The organism is Nocardia sp. NPDC059691 (assembly GCF_042733915.1).
Lineage (GTDB): Bacteria > Actinomycetota > Actinomycetes > Mycobacteriales > Mycobacteriaceae > Nocardia > Nocardia sichangensis.
In genome coordinates, this window is the sequence record NZ_JBHWFB010000008.1 from 323,527 (window position 1) to 340,476 (window position 16,950).

Below are 16,950 nucleotides of genomic sequence, written 5' to 3' on the forward strand. Positions count from 1 at the left end.
ATCACTTCGGTTCCTCCATCGGTCCCGGCGGAAGCACCCGCACCCGGTGACCGGGGGGTTGCTGCGACGTCGACGAGCCAGGTCTCTCGGTCGCTCTGGATGGTTGGCGCCGACCCCCCTCCAACGGATGTCAGGGGCGAGCCGAATCATGATGCCCAGCAAGGGAAGCCTGGAACAAGAGAAGTAATCACCGTGAGCGTAGATCTTGTCGACGCCGATTCATCGGATCTTTGTAGTAACCGGGCGTGCGCTGCTCTGCCGAGGGCGAGGTGAGTTTCCGCGCTTCGCCGATCCAGGGCGCGTGGCGCCGGACTGGGATGGTCCGATGCAGCATACGGCTATCGCCGACGCTGGGGAACGCCGGTGGGCGACGCGGAGGTCCGTTCCGGGCAAACAGGACTCGCCACGAAATTGCTGTGTGCAATCTCGGCTGCTGATTGCGTTTGCCGGAGTACTGTCCCCCTCGATCGTTCCGCCGATGAGGAGGTTTCGTGACCATATTGCGCCGTCTGACCCAGTTGTCCGCTGTCGCGACCAGTTCGATCGCCTTCGTGCTCGCCGGGCCGGGGGCCGCGTTCGCGGCTCCGGATGCCACGATTCCCGCGTTTCCCGAGGACTCCGTGCCGATCGCTGCCCCCGGTGACCTGTTCGGCGCGTATCAAGCCGCGCTCGACGCGTTGCGCGCGCTCGGTATCCAGCCGTTCGCCTACCCGAGCGCGTCGGCGTTCTGCCTCGACAACACCACGGCCGGTCTGGCGCCCGCCGTGGCAGGCGCCATTCCGGGGCCGTGGCCGAAGACCACCGTCCAGATCCCCGGCCAGGACCTCAGCGCCGTCAAGGCCGGGCAGGCCATGTTCACCTTCGTGCCCTACGGGCTCGGACCGGACGGCCCGAATACCGCCGGAATGCAGGTGAGCTGGCTGAACCTGAGTACCGGTCGCAGTGGCACCGCCGCCATGGGGCCGCTGCCCGAGGTCGCGCGTTCGATGGTTCCCGCGGCCGTTCCGCCGGACCAGCGGCCCGCGGCCGAGCAGGCGATCCGGGACTTCCTCGTCGCGTCCCTCCCGATGGGCGGGGTGCGCGCGGTCCCGGTGGACACCGGGAAGGGCACCGTGCTCGCCGCGATGTTCGGCACGGTGCAGAACGGCGCCAAGTCCTGCTTCTTCCTGCCGACGGTGGGAATCACCCCGGTGCCATGAGATTTCCGTCACCGCGGCACGGCTGCTCAGGGAAGCGGCCGACCTTTCCAGCGCGCCGTGCCGCGGCGCCGGGCCAGGTGTGACCGCACCCACAAAAGCAGATACACCGCCACCGACACCGGATGCGCGACGGCGGCAGGCAGGTCCGAAGGTTTCAGCGGGCCGCCGGTTTCGGTCGAGCGGGCCAGCAGTCGCCCGGCGACGGCGGCGAGCCAGCCGACCAGGCCCGCCCGGCGGTGCGCCCCGCGGCCGAACACCGCCACTGCGGGCGGCACCCAATAGGCAAGGGTGGCAACCAGTCCCACCGCCGCTCCACCCGTTATCGTGCCGTCGTAGGCCGACCAGAGCCAGCGGGAGTAGCCCGCGTCCAATTCCGCGGCGTCGCGATACATCCTGGTGCGGGCCAGCGGTCCCGCGGCCACCAGAACCGTGGAATGACCGGCTCGTCGCAGCGTACGGGCGATGTCGAGGTCTTCGGTGACGCTTCCGGCCACCGCCGTGTGGCCGCCCACCGAGCGGTACGCGGCGTTGTCGAACACGAGGAACTGCCCGCAGGCCACCGCCGTGGCGGGCCGCAGGCTCCGGTCGGCCGCGGTGACCGGCAGCGTCGAGGCCCACGACCAGCACAGCAGGGGCTGCACCAGCGCCTCCGACACCGAGCCTGCCACTTGCAGGGGCCAGGGGGAGACCAACGCGGCGCGTCGTTCGCGCAGCGCGCCGACCGCCGCCGCGAGCGCCGTCGGAGCCAGCCGCACGTCGGCGTCCAAGAAGATCAGCACCGGCGTCGACACCTCCTCGGCCAGCCGGACGCAGGCGGCGGCTTTTCCGGTCCAGCCGGGGACGGGATCGGACTCACTGTGCAGCAAGGTGAAACGCGGGTCGCCGTCGATCGCCGCGCGGGCCGCGGCGCCGGTGTCGTCGGTGGACGCGTCGTCGAGGACGCGTACCGCCATGCGCGGCACGCCCACCTGGGCGCGCAGGTCGCCGATCAGCTCGGGTAGCCGGTCGCCCTCGTCACGCGCCGGGATACAGACGGTGACCGGTTCGATCACCGTCGTCGGGGTGTTCGTCAACCGCCGTACGGTGATCCGGTTGTACAGCGCGATGCCCGCGCCCAACACGGCGACCGCGGCGGCGAAGGACGGCAGGATCGAGTTCGCGCGCAACGTCTTCGGCAGGTCGGCACTCACCATGCGGGCCACGCTATCGCGGCACACCGACCTGTCGCTCAGCGATTCTGCGTCACCGAGCGCCACCAGCGGCTGAGCGAGAAGCCGACCTCCGGCGCGCCGGGCGCGGCGGGATTGCGGTCCATGTACGCCATGGCCGCGACGATGGCGGCCACTGCGAGCGTGATGCCGCCCGCGATGCCCGCCCAGCCCGCGAACGAGCGGGTGTTCGGGTCGGCGTAACTGACCTCGGCGCGCAATGTGGAGACATCACCGGGCGGCAGCTTCCAGGAGACGACGTTGTCGCCCTCGCGGCTGCCGTTGGTCTTGGCGACGCGGGCCGGGAACGCGATGGTGAACTGCACGTCCGAGCCGTGCGGCGGCACCGATTTCAGATCGACCCGCCCGCTCAGGCTGACCAGGTCGCCGGTGCGCTGGAATTGCAACTGGAACATGCCCTGGGTCTGCTCGGACAGCCCGCCGAGCTGCTGCACCTCGCCGAACGACAGATCCTCGAAGAAGACCTGGCTGCCCATATATCCGTCCTGGGCGTACGGCTCCACCCGCACCTTGGCGGCCAGCGTCTCGGGCGCCTTCAGCTGCGGGCCCTTGTCCCCGGCGTCGGCGGGCACCACGGCGGCGACGATCCGTCCGGACACCCGGTCGTTGGACGAGACCCCCATCGAAACCTGCACCCGCAGGCACGCTGCGAGCATCGGGACCAGCATCGCCGCGAGCAGGACGACCGAAGCGGCACGCGCGGCACGGCGTGGGACCCGCCGCGGCGGGCGATCCGGGGTATCGAGCTTCGTGGTGACGGGACTCGGCTGCACGGGTGACATCGTGCCAGGCCGTCCGCCCGGAATGAAACGCGCCACTCATCGCGCGCGTCGGCGCGCCGAGTGCGGGGAATCACGCCGGGTCAGCGGCGCGCGCGAGCCAGGACGACGAGCAGGGGAACACCGAGCACACCCATACCGGCGAAACCGTATCCGGCCGACGGCAGCAGACCGAGGAACACCGCGTGGGCCAGCGCCGACCCCAGCCAGGTCCACAGGAAGAAGGCCACCGGTACGGCGACCGCGATCGCGCGGCCACCCGGTCGCGCTACCCGTACGGGATCCGGAGCCGCTCGCTCCCAGAGCGCCAGCAAGCAGCCCATCACGAGCGCGACAGCGAACCAGCCCAGGTAGTTGGTCACCGGAATCAGGTCCAGCCCGGGCAGGCCGGAGTGGGTGTCACACCAGGCCCACTGCCCGTCGGTCACCATCTGCGAATCCAGGAAAAGATCCCAGCCCACCGCGCCCACCGCCGTCGCAAGGACCCGCGTGACCGTGTGCCGTGACAACAACCCGGCCACCACCCACACCGGATACATCCCGCCGGTCCAGGCCAGCGGGACGAGCAGCGGCACCGTGAGCAGAGCGGGCCCGAGCCGGTCGGTCGCGTACTCGTAGCAGCCGAACGGTATGCCGGTCGCGGTACCGATCACCTCGGCGGTGAGCCCGACGCCGGAGACGATGATCAGGAAACCGACGGCATAGCGGAACCCCCTGGTCGCGGTCGCGTGCGCCAGCGCGGCGGCGGCGGAGAGCAGCACGACCGCGACGGTGACACGGTCGCGCGCACCACCCGCGGCGAGTGGGTAACCGATCTGCGCGACGATCGTCAGCACGACCAAGGCGAGTGGCAGCAGAAAACGCGCCGAGCGGTATCGGAACCGTTCTGTCGCCTCGAGCGACAGTTCGCCCGAATCCGTCATCGTCGCAGCCACCGCGACAACCTGGGCCGGTTCAGGTCGCGCAGCGCGAGTGCTGCGGCCGTCCGTCCGCTGGCGCCGGAGACGCCGCCGCCGGGATGGGTGGACGCGCCCGTCAGATACAGTCCCGGCGCGCCGGGCACCCGCTGCCCCGCCAGCTCGGGCAGCGGACGCCACAGCATCATCTGGTCCAGCGACATCTCCACGTGCATCACGTTGCCGCCGACGAGCCCGAGTTCGCGCTCGAGGTCCACGGGTGTCTGTACGTGTCTGCGCAGCACCGTCTCCGCGAAACCGGGCGCGTAGGAATCGACTTCGGCGATGATCCGTTCGCCTTCCCGCTGCGCGAGGCCGGCCCAGTTCGCCCCGGAGGCCGGTCGGTACGGGTGCCATTGCGCCCACAGCGACAACTGGTGCTCGCCGGGCGGCGCGATGGTCGGATCCACGGCGCTGAAGCTCATGGCCAGCACGACCGGTCGCGGCGGGAGGTCACCCGCCAGCGCCGCGCCGTGCGCGCGACGCAACTGCGCGCGATCGGACACCAGCAATTGCAGGCCGCGGGCGGAGTGATCGATCGGACTGCCGGGATAACGGGGCAGCGCCGAAGTGGCGGCCCGCACCACCATCCCGATCCCGGGACCGACGCGGATGCGCGTGCGCCAGTCGTCGAGCACCGCGCCGTCGAAGCCGCCGTCGCGGAGCAGATCCAGAGTGGTCAGCACGTGGCAGCCCGCGATCACGGTGCTCGCGCGCAACTCTCGGCCCGAGGCGGTGCGCACCCGCCAGCGGTCCCCGTCGCGATGCAGGGCGGACACCGCGTCGCCCGCGGTCACCACCCCGCCGTCGGACCGCAGCCGCGCCACCAGCGCGGTGGTCAGCGCCCCGCTGCCGCCGACCGCGCGTCCCGGCGGCAGCGTGTGCATGAGCGCGGCGAAGCCGACCATCGGCGCCGTGCCCGGCTCCGACATCGGCGGCCCGGACTGCGCGCCGAACCAGGCCAGCGACGCCTTCAACCGTTCGTCCTCGAAGAGCGCGTCCAACAGGGCGTCGCCGGATTGCAGGAACTCCCGCGAGAGTGCGCTGCCGCCGTTCCTCGCGTCCAGTCCCCAGAACGACCGCACCAGCCTGCCCGGCGTCGGTGCGCCGCCGAACGCCCGCATCACCCTGGCGCTGCGCGGACCCCACACCCGGACGAACCGGCGGTAGGCGTCCGCGTCCCGCGGGCCGCAGGCCACGGCGATGGAGGCGCAGGTCGCATCCAGGTCGCGATGGAACACCAGGGCGGGGCGATTCGCGTGCGCGGGCGTGAAACCCCATGGGTCGCAGTCGATGTACCGCAGGCCGAAACGATCGAGTTCGAGGTCCTCGACGATGCCGGTGTGGCGGATCATGATGTGCGCCGACGAGCCGCGATCGACCCGGTGGCCGGGGAACCGCTCGACCGTCGACACCGCTCCGCCGAGGACCTCGTCGCGTTCGAGCACTTCGACCTCGTGCCCGGCGCGGGCGAGGTAGCACGCGGCCACCAAGGCGTTGTGGCCCGAGCCGACGACGATCACCGTCACGTGATCCTCACAGCGGCAGCCGCCTGCCGAGGATCGCGAACGGCCGGTTGTCGCCCGCGAAGACGAAATTGCGGACCACGTCGGTGAATCCCTGCCTGCGATACAACCGCCAGGCGCGGTTGTCCTCACCGGCGACCTCGGGCGTCGACAGCAGCACCGCCCGCTCGGTGCGGTCGCGCAGCAGCCGTTCCAGCAGCGTGCCGCCGATGCCGCGGCCCTGCGCGGCTGGATGCACATGCAGCTCGGTGAGCTCGAAGTAGTCCGAGAGCAGTTCGCGCGCGGAATGTTCCGGCCAACCCGAACGCCGCATTCCGCTGTGCACCTGCTGATGCCACCACTGGTGCGCGGCGCCGCGATAGCCGTAGGCGATCGCCACGATCGGCGCGTGGCGCAAATCGATCCGGCCGGAGTCGTCGGGCAGCACCGCGGCGACCGCCTGCCAGCCGGGCCGGGTGGTGTGCTCGGTCCACATCGGCGCGCGATGGTTCTCGGTCCCGCGCGGATAGTCCATGGCGGCCACGTAGACCGCCAGCGCGTCGTGCAGCCGGGAGCGCAGGGCCGCCACCGAGAGATCGATGACGGCGGGTGCGGGAGTGTGATTGGGCTTGACGGCGGTCATGGCTCTCGTCGGTCGCGCGGACGCGGAAAGTTGTCGGTGGGCGTCTCTATATTGAAGCTCAATTCAAACGTTCGAATACCTGTTCGGTCCGGGCGGTGCTGGAAAGCGGTGGGGCACGCCGTCTCCAGCGCCGCATACGGGCCAAGGTACGCGAGGGTGGAGGGACGGCGATGTCTGGTCGAGTGGAACATCCGGGCCGGCCCGGCCGGGCCGGCAAGTTGCTGGAGCGCGCGGACGGGTTGCTCATGCAGGCGGCTGGGGAACGAGATCCGCGGGAACGGTTCCGCACCGCCTACCTGGCGGCGCTGCGCGGGGCGGGCGCGGTGATCGCGCTCACGGGCGCCGACACCGCGCCGAGGGCGCGCTCGCGCAACGCGTGGGTGCTGATGCAGCGCGCCGCGCCGGAATTCGTGATGTGGGCGGACTACTTCAGCGCGCGCTCGGAGATCCGGGCGGCACTGGAGGCGGGCCTGGACCGGAATGTCGACGAACACGAGGCGGACGAGTTCTCTTCGCGGGTGGCGGCATTCCTCCACGACGTGGAAGATCTCCTCGCGGCATCGGCCCGGTTGCGGCCCGCCCCTGGAATGACCGGCGGTATGACCGCTTAGTTATCGGCGTGTTGGCCTACCTTCACCTTCGCCCCGGCGACGGGCGGGCTGGTTACGGACGAGGTCCGACTGTGCCCATTAGGCGTACCTTCGCCTTCGCTGCGGCCATGCGCGGGCTGATGACGGACTACGTCCGACTGTGCCCATTAGGCGTACCTTCGCCTTCGCTGCGGCCATGCGCGGGCTGATGACGGACTACGTCCGACTGTGCCCATTAGGTGGTCTGGCCCTGATCGAACTCGTATCATTGGTGACAGATGGCCGCCAAGGTCGGCTATCTGTCGTCTACCCGGAGGCGACAGCCACGTCCTAGTGCCGGGGGAGGTACCGTGCCACTCTCCGAGCACGAGCAGCGCATGCTCGAACAGATCGAGAGCGCTCTCTATGCTGAGGATCCCAAGTTCGCCTCGTCCGTCCGCGGCGGACGGCTACGTTCGACCTCGAGTCGTCGCAGACTCCAGGCCGCGGCGTTGTTCGTCCTCGGCCTCTTTCTCCTCGTCGCAGGCATCGCAGCGCCCGTGAAGCCCGGCGGCTTTCCGATCATCAGCCTGATCGGGTTCATCGTGATGTTCGGTGCAGGCGTGCTCCTGCTGCTGGGCACTTCCAAGAGCATCGCCAAGAACGACCGGTCCGGCGGGCAGGCGTCCTCCGGCGGCGGGCGAGGGCGCCAGCGCAAGTCCGGCGGTTTCTCCGAGCGTATGGAGGATCGCTTCCGGCGGCGGTTCGAGCAGGAGTAGCTCGCCCGTAGCCTGACAACTTCAGCACGACCGGCGACGCCGCACCGCGATGGTGCGGCGTCGCCGGTTCGTGTGTGCAACCGATCACGCCGCGAATGATCTTCGGGTCCGACTTCCCCCTCGCCCCACACCTCCCCACGAACTTCCCCCACTTCGCCCCCTCCGGTGCCACACCAGGGGGTTTGCTGGGTGTTTTCGGGCGTTTGTCGCCTGGGGCGGCGCGTGTCGGCAGAACTCGCGAAAGTTCTCCACGTCGGTGATAGCTGACATGACCTGCGGAATCGTCTGAGTCGGGAGCCAGATCACCGCTTGTTTCGATTGAAAGTGGGGGAAAGTGGGGTAATGTGGAGCGCGCAGTACTGAAGGGCCGACCATCGAGGTGATCGAATAGGGAGGTATCGAGATGTTTCTCGGTACCTACACACCTCGCTTGGACGACAAGGGGCGACTCACGTTGCCTGCGAAGTTTCGAGACGATCTGGCGGGAGGGTTGATGGTCACGAAGGGGCAGGACCACAGCCTTGCCGTGTACCCGAAAGAGGAGTTCACCGCGCTCGCCCGGCGGGCCGCGGCCGCGTCTCGAAGCAATCCGCAGGCCCGTGCGTTCGTCCGGGCACTCGCGGCCGGAACGGACGAGCAACGTCCGGACGCGCAGGGCCGGATCGTGTTGTCCGCCGACCATCGTCGCTACGCCAACCTGAACAGGGATTGCGTGGTGATCGGTTCGGTCGACTTCCTGGAGATTTGGGACAAGCAGGCGTGGGAGTCCTACCTCGCCGAGCACGAGGAGGACTTCTCGCAAGCCAGAGACGAGTCGCTGGGCGGAATCTTCTAGCCGCGGGCGCGCGAGTGCCACGCGGTCTCTGCCCGGACGCGGACCCTGACGTACTTCCCCGACGCCAGGTGCCGAAAGTTCGGTCAGAGACCACGGGGCATTCGTGTCCGTATGGAAAGCACTGTGTATCAAGGCGACCCGTGTGCGGTGCGCGACGACGCGAGGCAGACTCCGGGAGGTCTAGGTGAACCGTGAACAGCGCGGTCCCCGCCATGTTCCGGTTCTGCTGGAGCGAGCCGACGCGCTGCTCGGTCCGGCCTTGGCCGAGCCGGGCGCGGTCTACGTCGACGCGACACTCGGCCTCGGCGGTCACGCCGAGCATTTCCTGAGCACCTACCCGGGGCTCCGTCTCGTCGGGCTCGACCGCGACACCACCGCGTTGAAGCTGGCGGGCGAGCGGCTCGAGCCGTTCGCGGACCGAATCACGTTGGTGCACACCCGCTACGACGGCATCGTCGACGCGTTGGCGGAGGCCGGCTTGCCCGCCACCGGTTCGGTCTCGGCGATCCTGATGGACCTGGGCGTCTCCTCCATGCAGTTGGACGAGGCCGACCGCGGCTTCGCGTATTCCGTCGACGCCCCGCTGGACATGCGGATGGACCCGACCAGCGGGCCCACCGCCGCCGATGTGCTCAACACCTACAGTCACGGCGATCTGACCCGGGTACTGCGGACCTACGGAGAGGAACGCTTCGCGAGCCGGATCGCCGCCGAGGTGATCCGGCGTCGCCAGAGCAAACCGTTCCGCACCAGCGCCGAGCTGGTGGAGCTGCTGTACGCCACGATTCCCGCGGCGACGCGCCGCACCGGCGGGCATCCGGCCAAGCGCACGTTCCAAGCGCTGCGGGTGGAGGTCAACGGGGAGCTCGACTCGTTGCGGGCCGCGCTGCCCGCCGCGCTCGCCGCGCTGCGGGTGGGCGGCCGCATCGTCGTCATGTCCTACCAATCGCTGGAGGACAAGGTGGTCAAGCACGAGCTCGCCGCCCATACCGCGTCCAGGACGCCGGTGGGCCTGCCGGTCGAGCTTCCCGGCATGGGACCGGAGTTCCGGATGCTGACCCGTGGCGCGGAGAAGGCGACCGAGCAGGAGGTCGAGGACAACCCGCGGGCGGCCCCGGTACGCATGCGCGCCGCCGAGCGGATCCAGGAGGCGCGGTGAGCGAGCAGTGCCCACATCGCGCCCGCCGGGTGCGGATGTCCCGCAGCGGTAGCGGAGGCCGGATGAGACAGCGGAGCGCTGTGCTCGCCCGGCATCCCCGGAGGACAGAGGAGGGGAATCCATGAGCGTGCGGACGCGGACCGTCGAAGCGCCGGGCCGGGTCGCCCGGCGGGTCCAGGACGCCGAGCGGGTGAAGTCGGGCGCGGCGCAACGCGCCTACGCCCGGCGGCGAATGCGCGAAAGTGGTTCGGACAGCGCGTTCCTGCCCACCGTGCGGCGCTCGGCGATGGCGGCGCGCATCCCGTTCGTCACGGCGATCATCGCCCTGCTCGGTTGCGGCCTCGCGCTGACCTTGCTGCTGACCACCCGTGCCGCCGAGGACAGCTATCAGCTCGGCGACGCGCGAGCGACGAACCGGCGGCTGGCCGACGAGCGCGCGGCCCTGCAGCGCGAGGTCGAGGTCGCCGATTCGGCCCCCGAGCTGGCCCTGCGGGCGCGTGAACTGGGCATGATCCCGGCCAAGGACCCGGCTCGCCTGCTGGTCGGTCCGGACGGCTCGGTCACGGTGATCGGCAAGCCCGCCCCGGCCGAGGGCACTCCCGTGCCGCCGCTGAACGCCTCGCCTTCCGCGCGGTCGCCGCGAGGGGAGCGGGTGGTGCCGGTCACCACCACGCCCGGTGCTCCGGTGCCGGGTCAGCCGAACACGGGATCGCAGAACAACGCGCAAGTGAACCCGGCGCCCCCGGCCGCGACTTCGGCGATCAACCCGCCGCAGCCCGGGGTCCCCGCGGCTTCGGTCACACCGCAGGCCACTTCGCCCCAGCCGCCCGCGGAAGCGTCGCCGCAGCAGGAAGCCGCGCAGGCCCCGGAGGCGGTGCCCGACGGAGCCTCGCAGTGACGCATCCCAGGCCCGCGCCGCGCAGGCGCGGGCCCTCGGCGCCCCGCACCACGGGCGGGCCGCGGCCACCGCGCTCAGCTGTCTCGGACGGCCCGCTCCGGTTGCGCCTCGGCGTCGGACGAGTGGTCATGTTCGTCGCGCTCGCGGTCGTCGCGCTGCAACTGCTGTGGGTGCAGAGCGTCGCCGCGCCGGGACTGTCGGCCCAAGCGGCCAGCCAGCGCACCACCCATCAGCCCGATCCGGCCATCCGCGGGCCGATCACCGACCGCTACGGCAAGGCGCTGGCCTTCACCGTGTCGGCCAAGGCGCTGCATTTCCGGCCGGTCGCGGTCCGGAAGGAACTGGCGGACGCCAAGGCCAAGAACGACAAGGCGCCCGATCCGGATCAGCGGCTGCGCGACATCGCGCGCACCATCCACGAGAAGCTCGGCAAAGACGCGCCCGCGGAAGCGGACCTGCTGGCCAAGCTGAACAGCGACGAGCAGTTCGTGTTCCTCGCCCAAAATGTCGATCCGCGCATCGCGGACGAGATCACCGATAAATATCCGCAGGTGGGCTCCGACCAGCAGAGCCCACGGGTCTACCCCGGCGGGTCGCTGGCGGCGAATGTCGTCGGCGCTGTCGGTTGGGACGGTCACGGGCAGATCGGGCTGGAGTCGTCGCTCGACTCGGCGCTGGCCGGTACCGACGGATCGCACACCTACGATCGCGGCTCGGACGGCGCGGTCATTCCCGGCAGTTGGCGCGACGAGCAGCCCGCGGTCAACGGGTCCGCCGTGGAGCTCACCTTGGACTCCGACCTGCAGTACTACGTGCAGCAGCAGGTGCAGCAGGCCAAAGACGTCTCCGGTGCGGGTTCCGCTTCGGCCGTCGTCCTGGACGCCAAGACCGGGCAGGTCCTGGCGATGGCCAACGACAACACCTTCAATCCCGACCTGGGACCGCAGAAGTGGGCCAATGCCCAGCTGAGCAACCCGTCGGTCACGGACGTGTTCGAGCCCGGCTCGGTGAACAAGATCGTCACGGCGGCCGCGGCCATCGACTACGGCCTGACCGATCCCGACGAGGTGCACCAGGTGCCCGGCGCGATCCAGATGGCGGGTGTCACGGTGCACGACGCGTGGTCGCACGGCGTCGAGCCCTACACGACCACCGGAATCTTCGGCCGCTCTTCCAATGTGGGCACGCTGATGCTCGCGCAGCGCGTGGGCGAGGATCGCTTCGCCGACATGGCGCACCGGTTCGGGCTCGGGCAGCGCACGGGCATCGGCCTGCCGGGCGAGAGCGCGGGCCTGATGCCGGACCGGGATCAGTGGTCCGGCGGCACCTTCGCCAATCTTCCTATCGGCCAAGGTCTTTCGATGACGACGCTGCAGATGGCCGGGATGTATCAGGCGATCGCCAACGACGGTGTCCGCATTCCGCCGCGGATCGTGCGGGCGAGGATCGCGCCGGACGGCGCCCGCACCGAGGAGACCCAGCCGGACGGCGTGCGGGTGGTGAGCAAGCAGACCGCCGCCACCTTGCGGACGATGTTCCAGGCGGTGGTGCAGCGTGACCCCATGAACGCCAACCAGAACGGCACCGGATGGCCAGCGGCCATCACGGGCTACCAGGTGGCGGGCAAGACCGGTACCGCGCAGAAGGTCGATCGCAATTGCCGGTGCTACTCCACGTCGTCGTTCTGGATCACGTTCGCGGGCATGGTTCCCGCGGAGAATCCTCGGTACGTGATCGGCCTCATGCTCGACGCGCCCGTGCGCAGTTCGGATGGCTCCGGGGGCGGTTCGGTGGCTCCGCTGTTCCACAACATCGCCTCGTGGGCCCTGCAGCGCGACCGCATCCCGCCGTCCGTCCAGCCGTCCAGGCAATTCGTCTTGCAGGCAGGGTGATCGATCCGTTCCGGGGATGTGCGGTCGGTAGCGAAGACATCGGATCGGTGTGGAGGAAGCAGCGGGTGAGTGCGGTGTTCGAGGGGCATAGGCCGACGACGGCCCGCCGTGCGCGCCGCGTCCTCGCCCGGCGGCGTCCGAGTGCCGCGTGGCGCGGTCCGGGCCGGGCGGGCGAACCCGTAGGGTGCGGTGGGCGACCTCCCCGGCGTTGCGACGGGGCGCATGGTCCCGCCGTGACCGGTCGCCGGTAACCTGACACGTCGATCGCCGCCCCCGAAAGGAGCCTGGTTTCTGTGCAGTCCGGTCAACCGCGCGCATTGCGGCCAGAGCATTCGCCGTCAACGCCGCTGGCGTCGCTGGCCGCCGTCATCGGGGCCACGACGAGCTCCGAATCGGACGTGGCGGTCACCGGCATCGAGCAGCGCTCGGATGCCGTGCTGCCCGGTGACCTGTTCGCCGCGCTGCCCGGGGCCCGCGCGCACGGGGCGCGTTTCGCGCGCGACGCCGTCGCCCGCGGCGCGGTCGCGGTACTGACCGACGCGGCGGGTGCGGAACTGGCCGGTCCGCTCGAGGTGCCGGTGCTGGTGCGGGAGAATCCGAGGGCGGTGCTCGGCGAGCTGTCGGCCACGATCTACGGCAATCCGTCCGAGCGGCTGCGCATCGTCGGGATCACCGGAACCTCGGGCAAGACCACGACCTCCTACCTGGTGGAGGCGGGCCTGGCCGCCGCGGGGCTGTCCACCGCGCTGATCGGCACGATCGAGACCAGGATCGGCGGCAGGCGGGTGCCGAGCGCGCTGACCACTCCGGAGGCGCCGCAGCTGCACGCGATGTTCGCGCTGATGGTCGAGCAGGGCGTGGACGCGGTGGTGATGGAGGTATCCAGCCATGCGCTGACGCTGGGTCGGGTGGACGGAGTGCGGTTCGCGGTGGGCGCGTTCACCAATCTGTCCCAGGACCACCTCGACTTCCACGCCGACTTCGAGGACTACTTCGCCGCCAAACGCAAGCTGTTCGAACCCGATTCGCCGGTCGCGGCCCGCACCGCCGTCGTCTGCGTGGACGACGAGTGGGGGCGGCGGCTGGCCGCCGGCCTGCCGAACCCGGTCACCGTCTCGACCACCAGGACCGCCGCCTGGAGCGTCACCGGCGCGGTGTCGGCGCACGGCGGCGAACAAGACTTCACCGCGGCCGGTCCGCAGGGCGAAACTCCCGTACGCCTTCGGCTTCCCGGCCGCTACAACGTCGCCAATGGCCTGCTCGCGGTGGCGGTGTGCGCCGCGGCGGGCGTCGAGCCGTCGATCGCGGCTCCGGCGCTGGCGACCGTGGACGTGCCCGGCCGCATGCAGCGGGTGGAGCGCGGACAGGACTTCTTGGCGATCGTCGACTACGCGCACAAGCCCGCGGCGTTGGAGTCCGTGATCGCCACGCTGCGTGGTCATCTCGCGGCCGACACCGCGGGACGGCTCGCGGTGGTGGTCGGCGCGGGCGGCGACCGGGACGCGGCGAAGCGGCCGCTGATGGGCGCCGTAGGCGCGCGGGGCGCCGATCTGCTGATCATCACCGACGACAACCCGCGCACCGAGGATCCGGCGGCCATCCGCGCCGCCCTCGGCTCCGGTGCACTGGAGGTCCCGGAAGCCGAACGCGGCGAGGTGCGGGAGATCGGAGACCGAGCGGAGGCCATCGCCGCGGCGGTGGCGTGGGCGCGCCCCGGTGACGTGGTGCTGATCGCGGGCAAGGGACATGAGGCAGGGCAGGAGATCCAGGGCGTGAAGCACCCGTTCGACGACCGCGACGTACTCGCGGCCGCATTGGAAAGACGCAGTCCGCAAGGTAACCACGCGGAGGACTTGACGGTTTCATGATCGAGATGACACTGCGGGAGATCGCGGAGGTCGTCGGCGGCACGCTGCACGACGTCGCAGACCCGGAGGTGCGAGTGACCGGCGCGGTCGAATTCGACTCGCGCCGAATCGGTTCCGGCGATCTGTTCCTGGCGCTGCCGGGTGAGCGCTCCGACGGCCACGACTACGCGGGCGCGGCCGTCGCCGCGGGCGCGGTGGCGGTGCTGGCGGCGCGGCCGGTGGGCGTGCCCGCCATCGTGGTCACGCCAGGCGGCGGCGACGTGCCGTCGAGTTCGGTCGCGCTCAGCCACGATGCGGACGGATCCGGCGCCGCCGTGCTGACCGCGCTCGCCGCGCTCGCCCGCGCCAGCGTGTCGCGTCTCGCCGCCGACGGCGGGCTCACCGTCGTCGGCGTCACCGGCTCGTCCGGCAAGACCTCCACCAAGGACCTGCTGGCCGCCGTCCTGGCGCCGCTGGGCACGGTGGTGGCCCCGCCTGGGTCGTTCAACAACGAACTCGGCCACCCGTGGACGGCGTTGCGCGCCGACGCGGGCACCCGCTTCCTGGTGCTGGAGCTGTCCGCGCGCGGGCCCGGGCACATCGCGGCGCTGGCCGAGGTGGCGCCGCCGAGCATCGGCGTGGTGCTCAACGTCGGCACCGCGCATCTCGGCGAGTTCGGCAGCCGCGAGGCCATCGCCAAGACCAAGGGCGAGCTGGTCGAGGCGCTGCCGCCCACCGGGCTCGCCGTGCTCAACGCCGACGATCCCCAGGTCGCCGCGATGGCCTCGCGCACATCGGCGCGGGTGGTGACCGTCGGGCAGGCCGCGACCGCCGACGTGCGGGCCACCGACATCCGGCTCGATGACCAGGCCAGGGCCGCGTTCACCGTGCACACGTCCGCGGGCAGCGCCCAGGTGCGCCTGGCCGTGCACGGCGAGCACCACGTGGGCAACGCGCTGTCGGCGATCGCGGTCGCGCTGGAATGCGGCGCCGATCTGGACACCGCCGTCGCCGCGCTGTCCGACGCGCGCGCCGCGTCCGCCCGCCGGATGGACGTGCGGACCACCGCGGACGGGATCACCGTCGTCAACGACTCCTACAACGCCAATCCGGACTCGGTCCGCGCCGCGCTCAAAGCGCTGGTGAGCATGGCGCGCGCGGCCGAGACGCCGCGGCGCAGCTGGGCGGTGCTCGGCGAAATGGGCGAACTCGGCGAGGAATCCGTCCTGGAGCACGACGCCATCGGGCGGCTCGCGGTGCGGTTGGACGTCAGCCGGGTGGTCGCCGTCGGCACCGGCAGGCCCGCCCGCGCGCTGCACCAGGGCGCGGTGATGGAAGGCTCCTGGGGCGAGGAATCGGTCCTCGTGCCCGACATCGCGGCCGCGATCGCGCTGCTCGAGCAGGAAGTGGCCCCCGGCGACGTGGTGCTGGTCAAGGCATCGAAGTCGGTCGGCCTGTGGGAGGTCGCCGAGCATCTGACCGACCCGGCCGCCGTGGCCGCACGCGGCGGCGCGGCGGACAACGGGGTGGGACAGGACACGGAGGCAGCAGGATGAGACAGATTCTCTTCGCCGCGGCGATCGCGCTGACGGTCTCGATCCTGCTCACCCCGCTGCTGATCCGGTTGTTCGCCAAGCAGGGCTTCGGGCAGGAGATCCGGGTCGACGGTCCCGCCAGCCATCAGGCCAAGCGCGGTACGCCGACGATGGGCGGCGTCGCCATCCTGGTCGGCATGTGGGCCGGTTACCTGGGCTCCCACCTGATCGGCATCGGTTACGACGCCGACGGGCCGTCGGCCTCGGCGTTGCTCGTGCTCGGGCTGGCCACGGCGCTGGGCGCGGTGGGTTTCGTCGACGATTTCATCAAGATCCGCAAGCAGCGCAACCTGGGCCTGACCGCGGCGGGCAAGTATCTCGGCCAGCTGTCCTCGGCCGTGATCTTCGGCATCCTCGCCTTGCAGTTCCGCGGCGGCAGCGGGCTGACGCCCGCCAGCAGGCACCTGTCCTACGTGCGCGACATCAGCACGGTGACCATGGGCGTGGTCGTGTTCCTGGTGTTCGTCTGCTTCGTGGTGGTCGCCTGGTCCAACGCGGTGAACCTCACCGACGGCCTGGACGGGCTGGCCGCCGGATCGATGAGCCTGGTGCTGGGCGGATACGTGATCATCACGTTCTGGCAGTACTACCACGCCTGCGAGACCAAGCCCGAGACCGGCTGCTACAACGTGCGCGATCCGCTGGATCTCGCGCTGGTCTGCGCCGCGGGCGCGGCGGCGTGCGTCGGGTTCCTGTGGTGGAACGCCGCACCGGCCAAGATCTTCATGGGCGACACCGGTTCGCTCGCGCTGGGCGGCCTGCTGGCAGGCCTGTCCATCACCACCCGCACCGAGCTGCTGATGATCGTCATCGGCGCGCTGTTCGTCGCCGAGACGGCGTCGGTGGTGCTGCAGGTCGCGGTCTTCCGCACCACGCGCAACCGGCTGTTCAAGATGGCGCCGTTCCACCATCACTTCGAGCTCAGCAAATGGGCCGAGACGACGGTGATCATCAGATTCTGGCTGCTGGCCGCGATGGCCTCCGCCGTCGGGCTCGGGCTGTTCTACAGCGAATACCTCTCCGCGGTCGGGTGAACGAGATGGTCGAACATTCTCCGCGGGCTCT

Annotated in this window: 15 protein-coding genes and 1 riboswitch; of the genes, 10 read left to right on the forward strand and 5 right to left on the reverse strand. The window is 70.6% G+C overall.

Annotation, left to right across the window (positions count from 1 at the left end):
- Nucleotides 1-12: 12 nt before the first annotated feature.
- Nucleotides 13-106: riboswitch (SAM riboswitch) on the reverse strand.
- A 385-nt stretch (nucleotides 107-491) separates the two neighbouring features.
- Complete coding sequence (locus ACFV2O_RS20045) at nucleotides 492-1,199, forward strand: hypothetical protein (protein ID WP_356965187.1); 708 nt, start codon at nucleotides 492-494, stop codon at nucleotides 1,197-1,199.
- Nucleotides 1,200-1,225: 26 nt separating this feature from the next.
- Here the strand turns inward: ACFV2O_RS20045 and ACFV2O_RS20050 are convergent, their stop codons facing one another.
- The 5 genes from ACFV2O_RS20050 to ACFV2O_RS20070 all read right to left on the reverse strand — a co-directional run bounded on the left by ACFV2O_RS20050 (nucleotide 1,226) and on the right by ACFV2O_RS20070 (nucleotide 6,311).
- Complete coding sequence (locus tag ACFV2O_RS20050; RefSeq protein ID WP_379253083.1) at nucleotides 1,226-2,392, reverse strand: glycosyltransferase; 1,167 nt, start codon at nucleotides 2,390-2,392, stop codon at nucleotides 1,226-1,228.
- Between the two features lie 35 nt (nucleotides 2,393-2,427).
- Complete coding sequence (locus ACFV2O_RS20055) at nucleotides 2,428-3,210, reverse strand: LppM family (lipo)protein (protein ID WP_379253084.1); 783 nt, start codon at nucleotides 3,208-3,210, stop codon at nucleotides 2,428-2,430.
- An 80-nt stretch (nucleotides 3,211-3,290) separates the two neighbouring features.
- Nucleotides 3,291-4,130, reverse strand: a complete 840-nt coding sequence (locus tag ACFV2O_RS20060; protein WP_379253085.1) for a carotenoid biosynthesis protein — start codon at nucleotides 4,128-4,130, stop codon at nucleotides 3,291-3,293.
- Nucleotides 4,127-5,692: a phytoene desaturase family protein gene (locus tag ACFV2O_RS20065; protein WP_379253086.1), complete on the reverse strand. Its 1,566-nt coding sequence runs from the start codon at nucleotides 5,690-5,692 to the stop codon at nucleotides 4,127-4,129. Before ACFV2O_RS20065 ends, ACFV2O_RS20060 begins: the two co-directional genes overlap by 4 nt.
- Before the next feature lie 7 nt (nucleotides 5,693-5,699).
- Nucleotides 5,700-6,311: an N-acetyltransferase gene (locus ACFV2O_RS20070; protein WP_355079632.1), complete on the reverse strand. Its 612-nt coding sequence runs from the start codon at nucleotides 6,309-6,311 to the stop codon at nucleotides 5,700-5,702.
- A gap of 170 nt (nucleotides 6,312-6,481) precedes the next feature.
- Here ACFV2O_RS20070 and ACFV2O_RS20075 point away from each other — a divergent pair, with 170 nt between their 5' ends.
- From ACFV2O_RS20075 to mraY, 9 genes are all read left to right on the forward strand, one after another.
- Nucleotides 6,482-6,922, forward strand: coding sequence for an SAV_6107 family HEPN domain-containing protein (locus ACFV2O_RS20075; protein ID WP_355079634.1), 441 nt, complete (start codon nucleotides 6,482-6,484; stop codon nucleotides 6,920-6,922).
- A gap of 329 nt (nucleotides 6,923-7,251) precedes the next feature.
- Complete coding sequence (locus tag ACFV2O_RS20080) at nucleotides 7,252-7,659, forward strand: DUF3040 domain-containing protein (protein WP_039797093.1); 408 nt, start codon at nucleotides 7,252-7,254, stop codon at nucleotides 7,657-7,659.
- A 403-nt stretch (nucleotides 7,660-8,062) separates the two neighbouring features.
- Nucleotides 8,063-8,494, forward strand: coding sequence for a division/cell wall cluster transcriptional repressor MraZ (gene mraZ, locus ACFV2O_RS20085; protein ID WP_379253088.1), 432 nt, complete (start codon nucleotides 8,063-8,065; stop codon nucleotides 8,492-8,494).
- 184 nt (nucleotides 8,495-8,678) lie between these two features.
- Complete coding sequence (rsmH, locus tag ACFV2O_RS20090) at nucleotides 8,679-9,653, forward strand: 16S rRNA (cytosine(1402)-N(4))-methyltransferase RsmH (protein ID WP_379253089.1); 975 nt, start codon at nucleotides 8,679-8,681, stop codon at nucleotides 9,651-9,653.
- Nucleotides 9,654-9,774: 121 nt separating this feature from the next.
- On the forward strand, nucleotides 9,775-10,551 hold the full coding sequence (locus ACFV2O_RS20095; RefSeq protein WP_379253091.1) for a hypothetical protein: 777 nt from the start codon (nucleotides 9,775-9,777) through the stop codon (nucleotides 10,549-10,551).
- On the forward strand, nucleotides 10,548-12,443 hold the full coding sequence (locus ACFV2O_RS20100; RefSeq protein ID WP_379253093.1) for a peptidoglycan D,D-transpeptidase FtsI family protein: 1,896 nt from the start codon (nucleotides 10,548-10,550) through the stop codon (nucleotides 12,441-12,443). Before ACFV2O_RS20095 ends, ACFV2O_RS20100 begins: the two co-directional genes overlap by 4 nt.
- A gap of 293 nt (nucleotides 12,444-12,736) precedes the next feature.
- Nucleotides 12,737-14,311, forward strand: a complete 1,575-nt coding sequence (locus ACFV2O_RS20105; protein WP_379253095.1) for a UDP-N-acetylmuramoyl-L-alanyl-D-glutamate--2,6-diaminopimelate ligase — start codon at nucleotides 12,737-12,739, stop codon at nucleotides 14,309-14,311.
- Nucleotides 14,308-15,846 carry a UDP-N-acetylmuramoyl-tripeptide--D-alanyl-D-alanine ligase gene (gene murF, locus ACFV2O_RS20110; protein WP_355079643.1) on the forward strand — a complete coding sequence of 513 codons (1,539 nt, stop codon included), beginning with the start codon at nucleotides 14,308-14,310 and terminating at the stop codon, nucleotides 15,844-15,846. Before ACFV2O_RS20105 ends, murF begins: the two co-directional genes overlap by 4 nt.
- A complete protein-coding gene (gene mraY / locus ACFV2O_RS20115; RefSeq protein WP_039797126.1) occupies nucleotides 15,843-16,919 on the forward strand; it encodes a phospho-N-acetylmuramoyl-pentapeptide-transferase in 1,077 nt (358 codons plus the stop codon). The genes murF and mraY overlap by 4 nt, the downstream gene beginning before the upstream one ends.
- Nucleotides 16,920-16,950 lie beyond the last annotated feature (31 nt).